The sequence below is a fragment of the Wolbachia endosymbiont (group A) of Crataerina pallida genome (assembly GCF_964028475.1).
In the GTDB taxonomy this organism is placed as follows: domain Bacteria; phylum Pseudomonadota; class Alphaproteobacteria; order Rickettsiales; family Anaplasmataceae; genus Wolbachia; species Wolbachia pipientis.
Map to the genome: position 1 here is coordinate 1,084,893 of NZ_OZ034785.1, position 16,624 is coordinate 1,101,516.

18 protein-coding genes are annotated in these 16,624 nt (G+C 35.9%); 6 read left to right on the forward strand and 12 right to left on the reverse strand.

Going from position 1 to position 16,624, the window contains the following annotated elements; genetic code table 11:
- Positions 1 to 28: 28 nt before the first annotated feature.
- Positions 29 to 888, forward strand: a protein-coding gene (locus ABWU55_RS05285) for an IS630 family transposase (protein ID WP_156518142.1) whose coding sequence is annotated in 2 segments (ribosomal slippage) — positions 29 to 353 and positions 353 to 888 — 861 coding nt in all. Because the reading frame shifts where the segments join, the coding sequence is not laid out codon by codon here.
- Here the strand turns inward: ABWU55_RS05285 and ABWU55_RS05290 are convergent.
- From ABWU55_RS05290 to ABWU55_RS05345, 12 genes are all read right to left on the reverse strand, one after another.
- The gene (locus ABWU55_RS05290) at positions 801 to 1,127 is read right to left on the reverse strand and encodes a hypothetical protein (RefSeq protein WP_353286203.1); all 327 of its coding nucleotides are present in this window, start codon (positions 1,125 to 1,127) and stop codon (positions 801 to 803) included. The genes ABWU55_RS05285 and ABWU55_RS05290 overlap by 88 nt on opposite strands.
- Before the next feature lie 89 nt (positions 1,128 to 1,216).
- Positions 1,217 to 2,221: a major capsid protein gene (locus tag ABWU55_RS05295; protein ID WP_353286204.1), complete on the reverse strand. Its 1,005-nt coding sequence runs from the start codon at positions 2,219 to 2,221 to the stop codon at positions 1,217 to 1,219.
- Between the two features lie 35 nt (positions 2,222 to 2,256).
- Positions 2,257 to 2,631 carry a head decoration protein gene (locus ABWU55_RS05300; RefSeq protein ID WP_353286205.1) on the reverse strand — a complete coding sequence of 125 codons (375 nt, stop codon included), beginning with the start codon at positions 2,629 to 2,631 and terminating at the stop codon, positions 2,257 to 2,259.
- A 67-nt stretch (positions 2,632 to 2,698) separates the two neighbouring features.
- On the reverse strand, positions 2,699 to 3,733 hold the full coding sequence (locus ABWU55_RS05305; protein WP_353286571.1) for a S49 family peptidase: 1,035 nt from the start codon (positions 3,731 to 3,733) through the stop codon (positions 2,699 to 2,701).
- Positions 3,733 to 5,148 carry a phage portal protein gene (locus ABWU55_RS05310; RefSeq protein ID WP_353286206.1) on the reverse strand — a complete coding sequence of 472 codons (1,416 nt, stop codon included), beginning with the start codon at positions 5,146 to 5,148 and terminating at the stop codon, positions 3,733 to 3,735. Before ABWU55_RS05310 ends, ABWU55_RS05305 begins: the two co-directional genes overlap by 1 nt.
- Positions 5,148 to 6,179, reverse strand: a complete 1,032-nt coding sequence (locus ABWU55_RS05315) for a YhcG family protein (RefSeq protein ID WP_353286207.1) — start codon at positions 6,177 to 6,179, stop codon at positions 5,148 to 5,150. Before ABWU55_RS05315 ends, ABWU55_RS05310 begins: the two co-directional genes overlap by 1 nt.
- A gap of 26 nt (positions 6,180 to 6,205) precedes the next feature.
- Positions 6,206 to 6,430: a gpW family head-tail joining protein gene (locus ABWU55_RS05320; RefSeq protein ID WP_353286208.1), complete on the reverse strand. Its 225-nt coding sequence runs from the start codon at positions 6,428 to 6,430 to the stop codon at positions 6,206 to 6,208.
- Positions 6,420 to 8,258, reverse strand: coding sequence for a phage terminase large subunit family protein (locus ABWU55_RS05325; protein ID WP_353286209.1), 1,839 nt, complete (start codon positions 8,256 to 8,258; stop codon positions 6,420 to 6,422). Before ABWU55_RS05325 ends, ABWU55_RS05320 begins: the two co-directional genes overlap by 11 nt.
- On the reverse strand, positions 8,255 to 9,739 hold the full coding sequence (locus ABWU55_RS05330) for an ankyrin repeat domain-containing protein (protein ID WP_353286210.1): 1,485 nt from the start codon (positions 9,737 to 9,739) through the stop codon (positions 8,255 to 8,257). Before ABWU55_RS05330 ends, ABWU55_RS05325 begins: the two co-directional genes overlap by 4 nt.
- Positions 9,740 to 9,758: 19 nt before the next feature.
- Positions 9,759 to 10,244: a hypothetical protein gene (locus ABWU55_RS05335; protein WP_264686598.1), complete on the reverse strand. Its 486-nt coding sequence runs from the start codon at positions 10,242 to 10,244 to the stop codon at positions 9,759 to 9,761.
- Between the two features lie 32 nt (positions 10,245 to 10,276).
- Positions 10,277 to 11,488 carry a DNA modification methylase gene (locus tag ABWU55_RS05340; RefSeq protein WP_353286211.1) on the reverse strand — a complete coding sequence of 404 codons (1,212 nt, stop codon included), beginning with the start codon at positions 11,486 to 11,488 and terminating at the stop codon, positions 10,277 to 10,279.
- Between the two features lie 102 nt (positions 11,489 to 11,590).
- The gene (locus ABWU55_RS05345) at positions 11,591 to 12,052 is read right to left on the reverse strand and encodes a crossover junction endodeoxyribonuclease RuvC (RefSeq protein ID WP_265017690.1); all 462 of its coding nucleotides are present in this window, start codon (positions 12,050 to 12,052) and stop codon (positions 11,591 to 11,593) included.
- Between the two features lie 582 nt (positions 12,053 to 12,634).
- On the opposite strand from ABWU55_RS05345, the gene ABWU55_RS05350 reads away from it, so the two are divergent.
- The 5 genes from ABWU55_RS05350 to ABWU55_RS05370 all read left to right on the forward strand — a co-directional run bounded on the left by ABWU55_RS05350 (position 12,635) and on the right by ABWU55_RS05370 (position 16,617).
- Positions 12,635 to 13,129 carry a sigma-70 family RNA polymerase sigma factor gene (locus ABWU55_RS05350; protein WP_019236463.1) on the forward strand — a complete coding sequence of 165 codons (495 nt, stop codon included), beginning with the start codon at positions 12,635 to 12,637 and terminating at the stop codon, positions 13,127 to 13,129.
- Between the two features lie 93 nt (positions 13,130 to 13,222).
- Positions 13,223 to 14,044 (forward strand): ATP-binding protein, encoded by an 822-nt coding sequence (locus ABWU55_RS05355; RefSeq protein ID WP_265017278.1) that lies wholly within the window; start codon positions 13,223 to 13,225, stop codon positions 14,042 to 14,044.
- An 11-nt stretch (positions 14,045 to 14,055) separates the two neighbouring features.
- On the forward strand, positions 14,056 to 14,844 hold the full coding sequence (locus ABWU55_RS05360) for an AAA family ATPase (RefSeq protein ID WP_226079816.1): 789 nt from the start codon (positions 14,056 to 14,058) through the stop codon (positions 14,842 to 14,844).
- A gap of 37 nt (positions 14,845 to 14,881) precedes the next feature.
- A complete protein-coding gene (locus tag ABWU55_RS05365) occupies positions 14,882 to 15,382 on the forward strand; it encodes a hypothetical protein (protein ID WP_019236461.1) in 501 nt (166 codons plus the stop codon).
- Positions 15,367 to 16,617, forward strand: a complete 1,251-nt coding sequence (locus tag ABWU55_RS05370) for an AAA family ATPase (RefSeq protein WP_264735618.1) — start codon at positions 15,367 to 15,369, stop codon at positions 16,615 to 16,617. The genes ABWU55_RS05365 and ABWU55_RS05370 overlap by 16 nt, the downstream gene beginning before the upstream one ends.
- Positions 16,618 to 16,624: the final 7 nt, after the last annotated feature.

Consider the following 16,624-nt stretch of genomic DNA (forward strand, 5'->3'; position numbering starts at 1 on the left):
TAAGGATAGATGGCGATAAGGAGGTTGGATGCCGGCAGCATATAGTTATGATTTAAGAAAAAAAGCAATGGAAGCACTAGACGAAGGGGAAAGCAGAGAAGCAGTGGCAGCAAGATTTAAAATTGGACGAACTACTTTGTGGGAGTGGCAGCAAAGAAAAAAAGAAACAGGCGACTTTCAGTCAAAAAAACTCGGTAATGGAGGTTACAATCAGAAAATTATCGACTGGAATAAGTTTATCGAATTTGCTAAAAAACACGGTAGAAAAACTCTGTCGGAAATGGCTAAACTTTGGGGCAACGTTAGTATCCAAACGATCCACCGAGCTCTCAGAAAAATTGGATTTACGCGCAAAAAAAGACATATGGATACAAGGAAAGGAACGAAGAAAAACGTGCTGAATTCTTAAAAATTATAGCAACAAAAGAACCAGAAAACTTAGTGTATATAGATGAGTCTGGGATTGATAACACGGAGGACTATCCATATGGGTATTGCCAGAAAGGACAGCGATTTTATGCCCTAAAATCTGGAAAAAAAACTCAACGAATCAGCATGGTTGCAGCCTTAAGTAGAAGAAAGATAGTTGCTCCATTAACATTTGAAGGCCACTGTAATATGGATATTTTTAATGGATGGTTTGAGCAATTTTTGGCACCGATCTTAGAACCTGGACAAACTGTCATTCTTGATAATGCTACTTTTCATAAGTCTGATAAGCTTATCAAGCTCGCTAAAGGAGTCGGTGCAGAAATTTTGTATCTGCCGCCTTATTCTCCAGATTTTAACAAAATTGAGCATCATTGGTTTGCTATAAAAAACAGAGCCAGGAAAAACATTCCTCTATTCGAATCCTTTCGTCGTGCTGTTGATTCTGCCTTCCTATGACCTATTCGGACTATTATGAGAAATGCTATATCTCCTACCATTGGCTTTAATACATCAAACACACTTACTTCCAACAATAAAATTTCTCCTACAAATTGTCCTTCACCAATCTCGTATAATTTATCTGGCTGTTGCTTTAGTACTTGTACCATATATGACTTATCCTTTGATTCATACAAAGCTACTTTTCCTAAATGGGCAAAACAATCTTGCAATAATCTCTTAATATTTTCTTGCATATTTTTCTGCTATATACTAACCTTTACATGCTAAGAAGAGGTAAAGCATTCTTCTGCCTCACCACTTTATAGTTGCTCTACCTGTGTTGTTATGTTACAATGACTTTTACTAATACTCCCGGTCTATGGCACATTGGCAGAGGATTTGACTGAGTATGTAAATCGGTCCCTCTATCAAATCTTCTTGGCTCTTGTTTCGCGTAAAGTGGCTGTCCAAGAGTATTTACTGTCTCATTAAAGTCTGCTGGTGCAAAATACGTTGTAAATGTGCTCGCTGTTCCTAGTGGAAAACAGTTTCCACTTTCTCTTTCTATAAATCTTCTTACGGTTCCTTCAGGGTCGGTTGCTTGCCCTCTATACTCCTCAAATGTTATTCCACAGAACGTAAATCCTGATCTCATGTCATTCCTCAGCGCTGCTCCTTCTTGCCATCTTTCATATGCCTCTTTCACTTTACTATGCGAAATTAGTGCATCAAAAAACTCTGGACTTACCAGTGCATGAATCCCCGTCATATATTCACCACTTAAATTGTCCTCAACATGGCGCAATACTTCCAGACACTTACGCTTTACATCGGTTGTCGCAGTTCCCAGTGCAAAATTTACTACTTTTGGCGTAATTTTAAATTCGTTGTAAAGGTTTAATAACTCCGACCCATCAGCATCAAGAATGATTCCCTTCAGCGCTCCCATTCTCAAATGTTCTAACGTTATTGCGTGTTTATTTCTCATTAGCTGCAAATGATCAGTTATTACATCTGCCAATGCTTTCAGTTCACTTTCTGACCCAAATGCCCTTATTCCCTGTACTTCCTCAGGCAACACTACGTCATCATGGGGTATATGTGGAATGGTAAATGTTCTTACCTTTCTTTTGCCGCGTTTTCCTACTGTTGCTGGTGCTCCTGGAATTTGCGTTGGCAATAGGCTTAAAACTCCATTATGTTCTTCTATGGTAATATGTCTAAATCTTACTGATCTACTTGGAAACAAATTTAAATTTTCAACTCGTCCATAATTTATCGGCAATATATTCATTGCATTTGTTAGCGCCGTCATGCTAAATGCTGGATTTGTAAATGGATTTTGCATTTTTTCTTTTCCCCCTTTATGTTTCTTATTATTTACTAGACCCCTTTGCGGATAATGATCCCTCGTTCTTCAAGTTGCTTTATTGCTGCAGCTTTCTGCTCTTCAGTGATATTTGCTGGCCATACAACTGCATGATCCGCAAGAAGGGCAATACGAGTAATTATTATTGCTTTAGTATCTCCATCTTTGTTATTTACATCGCTTGTTATCACACCTATCGCTATTTGTGTGCCATCTGTTCCAGCGGGATTAAGTACCCTAATAAAACCATCGTCCGTCTTTTTGGCAACTACTGCACCAAATTTGATATTTTGACCTTTAGCTACTGTTATTTGGTCTCTTGAATATAGACTTGATGCCTCATACTTTAATATGTCACCTAGATTATTTTGCTCAGTTATACAACTCATAAATTTTTCTCCTTAATTGCTTACCGCCGCTTTTATCAATGCTATATACGGCGGTTATAAAAATACTTTAACTCCTACGACTTCTTGCTACCTGTATCATTAAATCTTCTCCTGAATTCTGTGGTATTGCACTCAGTATTTCTGTCTTCTTCGTTCGCTCTGCTAGCAGTTCCATTAAAACTTCCCTGGCTTGCTCAACACTTACCCCCTGCTCAATAAATTCTCCTATTTTCTCTGGCATTCGTGATAAGTTACATAAACGTATTAATTCAAGAACTTCAGTACGGTACTTAGTCAAATTATCAGTTTCTAGGTCAGTTGTAGTTTGTTCATTCATAGTAATACTCCTGTTTTTATTAATAGATGAAAGAATTGTAATCCCATCCGCAAGGCCTATCTCTACTGCATTTTCACCAAAATAAAGCCCTGCTTCAGTATTTTTTATTGCCTCTACAGAGAGGTTTCTATTCCGTGCTATTAGCTCAACCAGCATTCCATACAAACGATTCACTTCGCTTTTTAGATTTTCTAAACTTTCAGACGTTATTGGCTCATGTGGGTTTAAATCATTCTTTCGACTACCAGCAAAGATTGTGGTGTACTTAATACCTTGTTTTTCGTCAAACCCACTTTGATCTATATGACTTGCTATCACTCCTATACTACCAACTCCTGAAGTGCGGGTGAGAAAAATCTTTTCAGTGCTAGAAGCTATAGCATATGCAGCAGAATACGCATCATCATTTGCTATCGCTATTATCCTCTTCTTTCCTCTTGCACTGTAGATAAAATCAGCAAGATCAAATATACCGTTTACTTCTCCTCCTGGGCTATCTATTTCCAGTATAATTGTCTCTATACTACTATCTTCTAGTGCTTGCTTTACTTGTGCTTCTATTTGCTCATATGATGTCATCCCGAGCATTTCATCAAACGCACCTGGTTTTTTCGTCAAGATTCCATGAATTGGTATAATTGCAGTTCTTTCTACATTACTTTTGATGGAGTGCTTTATGTTTTTAAACGTGGGATGTTTTTGATTGTTCAATGACAATAGCTCAAAACTCCTTGGTTCAAGCATTAATGGTTTTCCTAAGAGCATCATAATCCTTTACAATCAGAGTCAAACATTAAGTTGAGACTATTTGCACGTTTTTGATCTTCTGCTATTTCTTGATCAATTTCTTCTACATCGTAACCCATTTCTGATACTACTTCCGATCGACTCTTAAATCCATTCCTTACTGCCATTTGCTGTGCTTGCTGATCTTTTAGTGGGTCCACCCAATCAAACCCTTGTGCTATCCATTTTACTTCTTTTTTTGCTCCTTCTTTTCCCTTTGTCCATTCTTCACCTATGTCTAGCTCTCCAGAAAGTAGTGCTAACTCTAACCACCTATCCCATACAGGACGGCAAAACTGGAACACTATCACGTTATGCTGCAACATTGCGCACCTTCTGCGAAACTCTATCAGCCCTGCTCGAATGGATGAATAATTAACTCCTGTTAAATCTCCTGTTAGTTGCTCATATATTATCCCTGTGCCTATTGCTATTGCCCTCAGTTGCTGTCTTATAAACGCTTCATAACTTCCTCCAACATCTGACGGTTCTGAAAATTTTATGTCTTCTCCTGGGTCTAAAAGCTGCATTGTTCCTGGCTCTAAACCTGATAATGCTACTCCTTGCTCATTCGCTTCGCCTTCTCCTAAAATATTTGCCTCAGGATCAAGTCTTGTAATAAACCCTGCAAACATTGCTGCTGTCTTTTTTCTCACTAATTCTGCATCATCGTATTGATCAAGCTCATAAAGTTTCAGAAGTATACTCGAAAGCCAAGGCTCCCCTCTAATTTGCCCAGGTCTTAGTGGTCTATAGATATGTAAAACATCGTTTGCTGGCACTCTTACTGATTCTCCAAATGAGCCTTCTCCTGGATGTTCTCTAAATAAGTAATATGCTTCTCTTTGCCCAAGCCTGTTAAACTCAATGCCATTACGGATTATGTTACCATTTGCTAAAGTTTGATTTGTTTTATTGTCTAAATGTTCAGACTCAAGTACTTGCAATTGTAATGGCACACAAAGACTATCTTCTCGTTTTCTTGTTCGGAGTCTTACAAAACATTCTCCTCCCTCTATTATACTTCTGCATACTAGAGCTTGTAATCCATAAAAATCACTTACTCCGCTACTGTCTGCTTCGTCTGTCCATTTTAGCCATAATTCTTGCACCTTCTTTCGAAATTCTCCATCTCTTGCTTTTGATTGTGGCTTTATTCCTGTTCCAATAGAGTTACTTACTATTGTATCAATAATATTTGCTGCATATGGATTTTTTCTCACCATATCACGTGATCTAATACGTAAAGTTTCAAGGCTTTGAGACAGCAAATTGTTTATACTTCCTAACTCTGGTTGAAAGTGAAAAAATCTTCTTCCTGAGCCTGCTGCATCCCATGCTGAGCTTTTTATCTTTGGCTTACTAAATAGTTGTTTGAACGATTTTAATAGCATTACTTTTCCTGATCTGAAACTTTGGATAACTCAGCCTCTAGCTCTTCTACTGTTGGTAAAGCTGCCTTTATATTCTTTGGTAGATTTTCAGTAATTTTATATTCTGCCAACCCTATCGGTTTATTTATGTCTTTCAGTGTATACTTAGCTAGTACGTTATCCTTTGACTTGCATAAAATTAATCCTATAGATGGTTGATCTGTCTCATGCTTTAGTAAATCATCAACGGCTGAAAGATAAAAATTCATTTTACCAGCGTATTCTGGTTTAAACTTATTATCTTTCAATTCAATTACTATAAAACAACGTAATTTCAGATGGTAAAACAATAAATCAACAAAGAAGTCTTCATCACCAACATCTAAGTGAAACTGCCTACCAACAAATGCAAATCCTTCACCAAGCTCTAGCAAAAACTTCTCCATGTGCCCTACAAGCCCTTTTTCTACTTCTCTTTCATGAGCATCCTTTCCTATACTTAAAAAATCAAAAATATATGGATCCTTTAATGTGTAATGCGCTAAATCTGATTGAAGCGAAGGCAGCTTCTCTTTAAAATTAGTGATAGCCTTTCCCTGACGTTTATGTAACCCAAGTTCAATCTGCATTACCATGATGTTTCTTGACCAGCCATGTTCAATTGCTTCTTTTATATAAAATAACCTTGTTTCTCGACTCTCTATCTTTTCTAAAAGAGTAACATTGTGGTACCAAGTCAATTGTGCAAGAGGCTCCTGCACAAATTCAATATCAGAATACTCCTCAGCAAACTTACGCATATACTTCAAATTTCTAGGACTAAAACCTTTCATTTCTGGAAATGCACTTCTCAAATCCTTACTCAATTGGTCAATCACTTTGGCTCCCCAGCCATATTCTTTTTGACGCTTTAAGATCTCTGCACCAATATGGTGGTAAAGCATAATAAGCTTGCTATTTACTGCTAGTGCTGCTTTATAACGACTAGTAGCAATCTGCTCTTTTAGCTGCTCTAAAAATTCTGTATATTCTCTTGCTATAATTTTTGTCATATGGTTCCTTTCAACGATTTTTATCATTATATGATCCCTTTACTCGTTGAAAAAACAATTTTCCTCTTTGGCTTCACACCTGCAACTTTCAGTTCAGCTTTAATACGTTGTCTTAAGCTTAGCAGGTCATTTATCTGAACTTCAGCATATCTCACTACATGGTCACCATATGCAATTGATACCACTCGTTCTCCGCTTTGCAGTTTTTGAATTGCTTTCTCAACTTGAGTTAAATATTCTTCACTGTACATTTTGACTACTAAGCCATTTACTCTGTCTTAATTTTTTGGGCTTTTTGCTTTCTGGTTTTTCACTTAAACTATTCCATTTACTCTCTGGCCAACGATCAATTCCAAGCGCAATAGATGCTGCTCTCGCATAAATTCGGCAATCCAGTACTTCATTTCTTTCTCTTACCTTTTGCCATTCTTGTTTGGTGTATCCTTTTACTACCTTGCTGACTAATTGCTCTGCCGTTAGCTGCTTAAAATATTCAGGTGCATACTCCGGAAAATGACAGTATCCAGGTAGAGCTTTTCCCTCTTCTTCTTTTAAAACATTAAGTAATTGAAAAAGCTCTGACTTTAATATCGATACTCCCACTGGCCAAAGCTTTATTCCTCTTTTTAGCTTTTGACCACTAACTGTTATATCAACTCTACTTGGGCTGCTAAGTGGTACTAGCGCTTTATTTACACCTTTTACTGCCATTACTCTTCCCGACCCTTGATGACTTCTCACCCAGTTATAAACTTCCTGCGTTGCATACCCAGCATCAACCGCCATCATGCTTATCATGTATTCAAGACCATTTTCACCGATAAAATGATGATTTAAGAGCTCAGAGAGTTTTCCCCATACTTCCCCACCTCCTGTATCTCCTTCAAATACTTGGTAGTCTATTGACCAACTTTCACGGCTTCTTCCCCATGCTACAACTTCTACTTCTAAACGATCTTTTTGGACATCAACTCCTGCAGTAAGTACCACTTCTCTCCTGGGTACTGTGCCTACGGGAAAAAATTCTCTCCTGTTAAATAATTGCTTCCAATCTGGTACTTCTCCTTTATCTACCCAAGTTTCTCCTAGCGTGGTATTTATCCAAACCTTCAGTAATTGTTCACTTTCTTTTGCATGGAGAAAATCTTCTACTGCTTGTTGCCAACTATACCAGCCAACTGGACTATAAAGACTTGAAAGATGAAATCCTTTTTTCTCACCTTTTACTCTATTAGTAGGCCTCCATTCTCCACGTTCAAGCATCTCTGTCTTTTGATGATTTTCTATCTTTTTACCACATTCTATACATATATAGTGTGCTGTATTTGGATTTTTATCTTCCCATTTTATTTGTGACCATTTTAAAATTTGGTAATAATTACAATGCGGACATGGTACAAAAAAATATCTCTTATCTGTTGCTTCAAATTCTTTCTCAATTCTGCTTATTCCATGAATTGTTGGCGTTGATACTAAAAAAATCTTTCGCCGTGCAAATGTATTGGTACGAGCTATGCTGAGTAAAACCGGATCTCCTTCACCTCCTGAATCTCCTGGATAGGCGTCTATTTCATCAAGAAAGAGATATTTTACTGGCATAGATCGGAGGCTTACACTGCTGTTTGCTCCGGTTATTACTACTATTCCACCTGGAAATTCCTTACTTTGCACAGTATTTCCTGAGTCTCTTGACCTTGGGTCTTTTACTTTACTCTTTAAACATGGCGTACTCTCTATTAACGGTGCAAATCTTCCTTTTGACCAACGTTTTCCCATTTCAACTGTTGGCTGCACAACTAACATTGGACCTGGTGTTTGATCGATGATATAGCCTATCCAATTGTTACCAGCTTCTGTTCCTTCAATCTGCGCTCCTTTCATGAATACTACTTTTTCTGCAGGTGAAGATGGTGATAGTGAATCCATTATTTCTTTTAAATAAGGAGTTCTTTCTGTTCTCCATTTACCTGGCTCTGATGCTGCAGTTGCTGCTAAAACTCGATACTCATTCGCCCACTCTGATACTTTAAGCTGGGGATCTGGTCTTAAACCTTCAGAAAAAGCTCTAGCGTATATCATTGTCTGCATCTACTCATAATTGGTTCTATCTCAATATTGTTAACAGTAGAGTTTATTCCTCCACACTCCTCCAATTCCATAAACATCTTTTTCTGAAATTCGTTTTCTATATATCTTTTGCTCATCTCACTTATCATTATTGCTATAACAAGCGCAAATACCCCTGTTATTGTTGCAAAAATGATTGCATTGCTTATTGTTGTTGCTGTTAACCCTATACATACCGCTATTGCTACTGCACTTACTGAGGTAAAAACACAGATCACATTGTTGTATTTTCTTACTTTTGCATCTCTATGTTCTATACACCTATAATAAACTGGTACAGACTTGCCTATCTCGTCTGGTAATTTGATGCTCTTTTCTTTAAATAAAGTTTTTAGCAATTCTAAATTATTTGACTTGATTGCTAAGTGCAGAACAGGTGTATAATTTGCTCCTTTTTTCAGCAATAACTTTACTACATGTAAATGCCCTTTTTCCGCAGCAAGGTAAATCGGTGATAAACCTTTATTATTTACAATATCAATATCGATTTCTTCCTTTAAAATTGCATCTACAAGCTCAATTTCTCCCGTTTGTACAGCTAAATGCAATAGACTATTCTTTTCAGAGCCGTATTTACTACTCATCAAAACCTTCTTTATCTCAGGTCTATTTTCAGCGTAATCAAATGGTGTCTTGCCGCTATCGTCTTTTACCAATGGATCTATATCTTCTCGCGTTAGTAAAACTTCTATTGTTTTAAGTCTTTCAGCATAATGTAGTGGTGTTTTATTTTCGTAGTCTTGCAAATTTACTTGAGCATTAGGCTCCTTTATTAAGCATTTGAGGATATCAAGACACAAATCTCTTTCATCGTAATTAGTATTACTTACAGCTATATGCACAGGTGACAATTTCATTGAGTTTTGTCCCATGCGTGCACTATTTACATCTGCTCCAAGCTTTAGCAGTAACTTTACTATCTCCAACTTTTTGTTATTAACTGCATAGTGCATTGGTGTCTGATTTCGTGCATCAAAGACATCTATTTCAGCATTTCCTTCCTCCACTAAAATTTTGACAACATTTTCATGTCCTATGCCTGCTGCTAGATGTAATGGCGTATGATGCAAAGCATTTCGTACATTAACGTCAATACCTTTTCCTATCAAATATCTAACTGCATTAACTTCACCTATCATTGCAGCTAAATGAAGTAAGTTATCTTGTTCTGATCCGTATTTGTTATTAATTAGCGCTTGTAATATTTCTGCTTTTTTACCTTCTTTGGCATAATCTAAGGAGGTTTTGCCTTCATTGTCCTCAACAAAAGGATTAATGTTCTTCTTCGTGAGTAATAAATCCACCATGCTTAACTCGTCAAACTCTATAGCGCAATGTAGTGGTGTCTTTCCATTTAATCCTCTGACATTAACATCTAATCCAGGTTGATTAATGAGACACTTTATTAACTCCAAACTTAAGTTATCAGCCATTTTATATTCAAAATCTTTTTTATATTTGAAATTTAGTATTAGATAATTCTTGTAATGAGTTTGTAATCTCTTCGGTTAGCGCCATATGAATCTTTTCAGTGTCACTCAGTGATGCAAGTAGTGCTGAAACTCTATTTGGAATATTAAGCAAATTATTACGTACAACTCTTGCTACATTAAATGCATCGCGCTTTACTTCCTCTACTGCTACAAGTTCACCAATCTCAGCCTTAGCTTTCGCCTCAAGAAGTTTACCTCGTTCCATTTCATTTTTTATTCGAGTTTTTAGCAACATCGTGGAAAGGTTACTTGTATTTTCGTTTTCTGGATTTTTCCTCCTAAGTGGCTGACTTGGATCTCTTATTGCCGCTACTGCTTCATTTGCTTGTTCTCTATTGATCAAACCATCCTCCAACTCAACTATCCCTTTCTTTACTAAATAACAGACATATTGCTTTGATACTCCTATCTCTCTTGCCCATTCTGTTTGTGTTATTTTTTTCACTTTTTTTTTCTTCTCTCTTTTTTGCCTATTTTTTACGAATTTTCTTCTTGAGTCTCTGAAAAGGTTTTACCAGTACCGGCTAAAATGGCATCTCTTCCCGTGTATACTTGCCAACGTTTTATCGTTACATCTACAAACTTTGAATCTAGCTCTATTGTTCTGCAAATTCTTCCTGTTCTCTCACATGCAATCAATGTGCTACCAGAACCGCTAAATGGATCAAGTACTATGTCTCCTGGTCTGCTGCTGTTTACTATTGCTCTCTCCATTAGCTCTACTGGCTTCATTGTTGGGTGCAGTGAGTTATGTATTGGCTTATCATAAAACCACAGATCACTTTGATTTCTTCCTCCATGCCACTCACGTTTATTGCCGCTTTTCCATCCATAGAGCATTGCTTCGTATTGTCTTTGATAATCAGATCTTCCTAGCGTAAAATGATTCTTTGCCCAAATGATAAAAGTTGACCATTTTCCTCCTGCCTCTTCAAATGCTTTTTGCAACGTTGAAAACTCTGATGATGATATGCAAATGTAAATTGCACCTTTCGTATATGCTAAAATATGGGAACAGATGTCATAGAGAAAAAGTTCGTACTTTTCACCTTGATTATCATTTAATATCTTTTTATCTTCCCTACTACCATAATCAACGTTATATGGAGGATCACATACGGTAATATCTGCCATTTTATCATCTAACAGCGCTTTATATGATTCAACTACAGAGCTATCACCACAATAGATTCGATGATCACCTAAAATCCAAAGATCACCTGGTTTTGTTATTTCTACCTTTTTGTCATCAACAACTAAGTCAGAAAGATCTTCTTTTTCACCATCTAAATCATCAAGAAAGTTTTGAACTTTTTCTAATTCAAATCCAGTCATTTTAAGATCAAACTGTAAATCTTCTAGCTCTTGAATTTCTACTTTCAAAAGCTCATCGTCCCACTTTGCCCAGTTAGCTGATTGATTAGCAAGTAGTCGAAAAGCTTTAGTTTGTGGTTCATTTAAATTATCACTTAAGACCACTGGAATACTCTCCATACCAAGTTTTCTTGCTGCTTTAAGTCTTAAATGACCATCAACCACAGTGCCATCGCTTTTTGCAACTATTGGAATACGAAAGCCGAATTCCCGAATAGAAGCACACATTCTGTTGACTACATCGTCATTTTTACGTGGATTACGATCATATTCAACTAGGTTTTCAACAGGATAGTAGTGGATTGCTAAATTCATATCTTAATAATTAAAAAGTTAATATTCAAAATATCTCTGACGCTAAAGAAGGCCTGAGATCAGCACCACCAAACCCGCCAGTATGGCCGAAAGGACCCACTTTTACGGTATTTTTAATGTGTTAAAATCTTTACTAAGATTCATAACGTAGAACATTAATGCCAAAGCATCTGCTTGATTATCATCTCTAGGTGAAAAACCTTTTTCACGTATCGCTTCAATAACTTCACTCTTACTTGCATTACCTTTGCCTGCTATAAAGCGTTTTATAGTTTTAACATTAACACCTTGGTAGGGAATATTGTTCTCTTCACACCAAGCAGATAGAACGGCAAGAAAACCACCGTAGCAATGCGCTGCATCAGTTCCTAGATGTCTTCTTACTTCCTCAAAATACACTGCAGTGAACTCATGTTTCAAAGAATTAAGCCAATTGTGAAAACTTAAAAAACACATTCCACCTCCACTGAAACGGCTACCATGAAAACTTTTGCTTCCACTTTCAATTACTCCATCTGTAAGAATTGCCCAGCCTGTTTGCTTGCCGAGATCTAGCGTTAAGATTGACGTACAAAAACTCCTTTGTGTAATTAAAGTTCAATGCCCTGTATAATATATATGTACGATGACTCGCAAATTCGTCCGCAATTTTGAAAAAAAATTAAAAAAAATTTCATATCCTGCCATTTGAGTTTTTACTTATCTTAATAACTATTTTACATAACTTATATTACGCCAATATTTATATTATTATATTATCATATATTATATTTTACCTGTATTTAAATATATATATAATATATATAAGACTTCAGTAATCCGTAAACCCTCTTTACTGGCCGATTTTAGCCACTTAACTTTAGAAACGGCTTTTAGGAATAGAACATAAAAAAGACAATATTATCAATAACTTAACGATCACTGCTTTCTGAAATACTAATTAGTAACTCAGAAATTAGGTACGAAATTGGTAGTTTTTTACCTATGAAAAAGTAGCTTCAGTAGTGTATCAAAACGTTTAAATCTTATTTTAATTTTTAAAGATTTTATTCTTTTAGATAAAAAAATTATTACTACTTTTTTATAATAAATTAGTCATACAAAGTCTTGGTAAAAATCTCTATTCATGAAACTTTTGGAGTTTTTATGAAGAATTCTTATCAAGGAATCGATTCTACAATTGTTAAACATGTGAGATTTCAAGCTTCGCGCCTTAAATCCAAAAGCTGTTTTATTAACGAAAGTCTCGAAGATATAGAACAAGAGCTTTTTTGTCAGGTTTGGCAATATCTGAACCAGCACGATGAGAAAAGAAGTAGTTTTAGTACTTTCGTTGCTAGATTAGCTAATTATTGTGCTCGCAATATGTTACGCAATCAGTTGTGTCTAAAACGTAATATAACTTTTGATGATATAAACGACGATATTCCAGATCATAGGAACTCGGAAATCGAAGCGATAATTCGCACTGATATAAATAATATAATTTCAACTTTGTCTGAAAAAGATAGTAATTTATGTCAATTACTTAAGGTATTTACTATTACTGAAGTTTCTGTAATAACCAAAATACCAAAGACAACTATCTATCGCACACTAGAACGAATACGCGATAAATTCTCAGTTTTAGAGAAGTTATAAGCTCTCGATTATATTTGCTCAAAATTTTTTTTTGCAAATTGCGGACGAATTGCCTAGGTCATCGTACATATATATTTAGGTACTGGGAGAAAAATGAAAATAATGAACAGCAATGAACGGCTAAAAGTTCAAACAGGTATAAAAATGGTCATCTTTGGTCCTTATGGTATAGGTAAAACTAGTCTCTTAAAGACCATAAATGAACCAACACTTTGTCTTGATTTTGAGGCAGGTTTACTTGCTGTTCAAGATTGGCAAGGGGATTCTGTAAGTATTCGTACTTGGAATGAGGCAAGAGATATTGCATGTCTCATAGGTGGTCCTAATCCTGCGTTAAAATCTGACTCAGCATATAGCCAAAGACACTATGAGCATGTATCCAGTAAATACAAAGAGCTTGCTTCGGAGTTTCTCAAGTATCGATGTGTTTTTATCGATAGTATTACAGTAGCCTCGCGTTTATGTCTTTTATGGGCAAAAATGCAACCTGAAGCTTTTTCTGAAAGATCAGGAAAACAAGATATGAGAGCTGCTTACGGGTTACTTGCTCAAGAAATGATGGCTTGGCTCAATCAGTTTCAACATATTCCAAATAAAGACATCATTATAGTTGGAACTCTTGGGCAATACCTTGATGATTTCAATCGCTCGACTTGGCTACCTCAATGTGAAGGTGCTAAAACCGCAAGTGAAATTCCTGGCATTGTTGATGAAGTAATTAGCATGGTTGGAATCAAGAAAGATGATGGTACAGAAATTCGTTCATTTGTCTGTCAGACGATTAATTCTTGGGGATATCCTGCTAAAGATCGAAGTGGTTGCCTTAATATGGTTGAAGAACCGCATCTAGGAAAACTTCTTACAAAAATTAAAACTAAAGCTTTTGCAATTCAACCTGTCACGCCCAACATATAGGAGGTTATTATATGCTACAAAACTTTTTAACTATTGGTCAAAAAATTCCTTTTTTCAGTGTGAAAGAATACTTGGACGATCGATCGCCAATACCAGAGGATATAATCTCACCAAGAATTCTAACTAAAAGAGGTTTGTTAGTATTTGGTGGCCCTCCTAAGATTGGCAAAAGCGACTTTTTGATCTCTTGGCTTGTTTACATGGCTGCTGGTAGATCATTTCTCGGTATGACACCAAATAGACCTTTGAAAATCTTCTACATGCAAACTGAAATTGAATATGAATATATGAAAGAACGTTTGCAACAACTTGATAATGAACTTTTGAATGTAGCTGCTAACAACTTAATCATTACGCCAAAAGTGCACTTATCATTTAATCATGATGAAATAAGTGAAATTAAGGAGATTGTAAATGAACGCTTTAAACCTGATGTTTTGGCCATAGATCCATTACGTAACATCTTTAGCAGTGAATATGGAAATGAAAATGACAATAGTGCTATGCTGTTTTTTCTGCAAAAGACTCTTGAAAAGCTACGCAGTGCTGTCAATCCAGATGCTTGTATTGTACTTACTCATCATACAAAAAAATTATCAAAAAAGATGCTCGAAGAAGATCCATTCCAAGGCCTAAGTGGTGCTGGATCTTTACGTGGATTTTACAGTACTGGTATGGTGATGTTTGCTCATGATGAAGAAAGTAGTGTACGCCAGATAGTATTTGAGCTTCGTAATGGTGAACGCGTGCAAAATAAACTTGTCGATAAGATAAATGGTCATTGGCAGCTAATGGAATAGCTAATTTTCACTTTAAAGTCAACTTATAGGAGAGCGTATGCTACAAGATTTTTTAACTGATTTTAATAACGCAAAACTGCAAAGCAGTTTAATACCAAAAGGTACAATAGTCAAGGTAAAAATGGCAATAAAGCCTGGAGGTTATGAAAATTGGTTCACTAAAAACTACACTACTGGCAGTATCTATTTAAATGTAGAATTTACCGTCACTGAAGGCCCATATGCAAAACGCAAGATTTTTCAGATTATAGGTATCAAAAATGGCAAAGCAGAAGGTGAAGAAGACATCTGGGGAGAATCTGGACGTTCTATGCTGCGTAGTATTTTGGAATCATCCAGAAATATTCATGCAAATGACACTTCAGAGAAAGCAGTTACTGCTAGAAGAATAAACTCTATAGCTGATTTCAACGATTTAGAGTTTACAGCAAAAGTAGGCGTTGAAACTAATAATACATACGGAGATAGAAATAGGATTACTACAGTTATTACTCCAGAATTACAAAAAAGTTTTCAAGATGATTGGTTGCCATTTTGAAGTATGACGAAGGAAAGTTGTGGGCTGCTGTTATTACTAGAGCTATTCAGGATGCAGCAGGAAAAAACCCTAAACTTAAAAAAGAGGCTTGTCAATGGATTCGCTCACGATCTTTTGAAACTGTTTGTGAGCTGGCTAATCTTGACTTTAAACGTCTAAAAAATATGTTGAACAAATTTGGAATAAACAAGGAGAATTTTATGGATTTTTCATCTAAAAATGCTTTGAAAATAAAATCATTATTAATTAATAATATCAAAGATTGTTTATCTTATTTGTTACCTGAAGGCAAATCTTACCAAAATAAATTCTATATTGGCAGTAGAAATGGAAATAAGATAATAGTTGAAATGGAAGGAGAAAATGCAGGAAATTGGTACAACCTGATCGAAGAAAAGAAAGGAAATATAATAGACCTTTGGACTTTAGTTAAAGGTAATATAGATTCTGCTGAAACATGGTTGAACAGTAAAGATGAAAGAAGTTCCATATTACAAGAAAAACAAAACGAAGGAAAAGCATTTTCTGTAAACCATTACTTAAATGACAAATCACCAATGCCACAAGATATAATAGGCCCAAGAATTTTGACACCAGGTGGTCTTTTGGTCATAGGTGGTACTCCAAAGATTGGCAAAAGTCATTTTCTTCTTTCTCTATTAGTACATCTGGCAGCAGGAAGATCATTTCTTGGCATGAAGCCTACAAGACCGCTAAAAATATTCTATCTACAAAACGAAATGGAATATGACTATATTAGAGAACGTATACAACAACTCAATAAACTTCCTCATTTAGCAACAGAAAACTTAATTGTGACGAACAAGATGAATTTGACCTTAAATGAAGAAGGTATAGAAAAAATAAAAAATATGGTAGAGGAAAAGTTTGATTTAGTTGTGATTGATTCTCCTTATAATTCCGTTAACTATGGTCTGCAGCATGCAATAGAAAAACTACGTTCCAAGATTAATCCTATGGCTGGAATAATCATCACAAATCACACCAAAAAAGTACCTACCTCTATATTGGAAAAGAATCCATTTCAAGCTCTCGTTGGTGCTAACGCTTTAAGAAGTTTTTATACATCTGGAATAGTAATATTTCAACCCAATAAACGTACAAATATCTTGCAAGTAGTATATGAACTTAGAAACGGTAGATCTATACCAACAAAATTCATCAATAAGATTAATGGATGTTGGAAAACTGCTAACGTTATAGCTAGAACATAAAAATTCT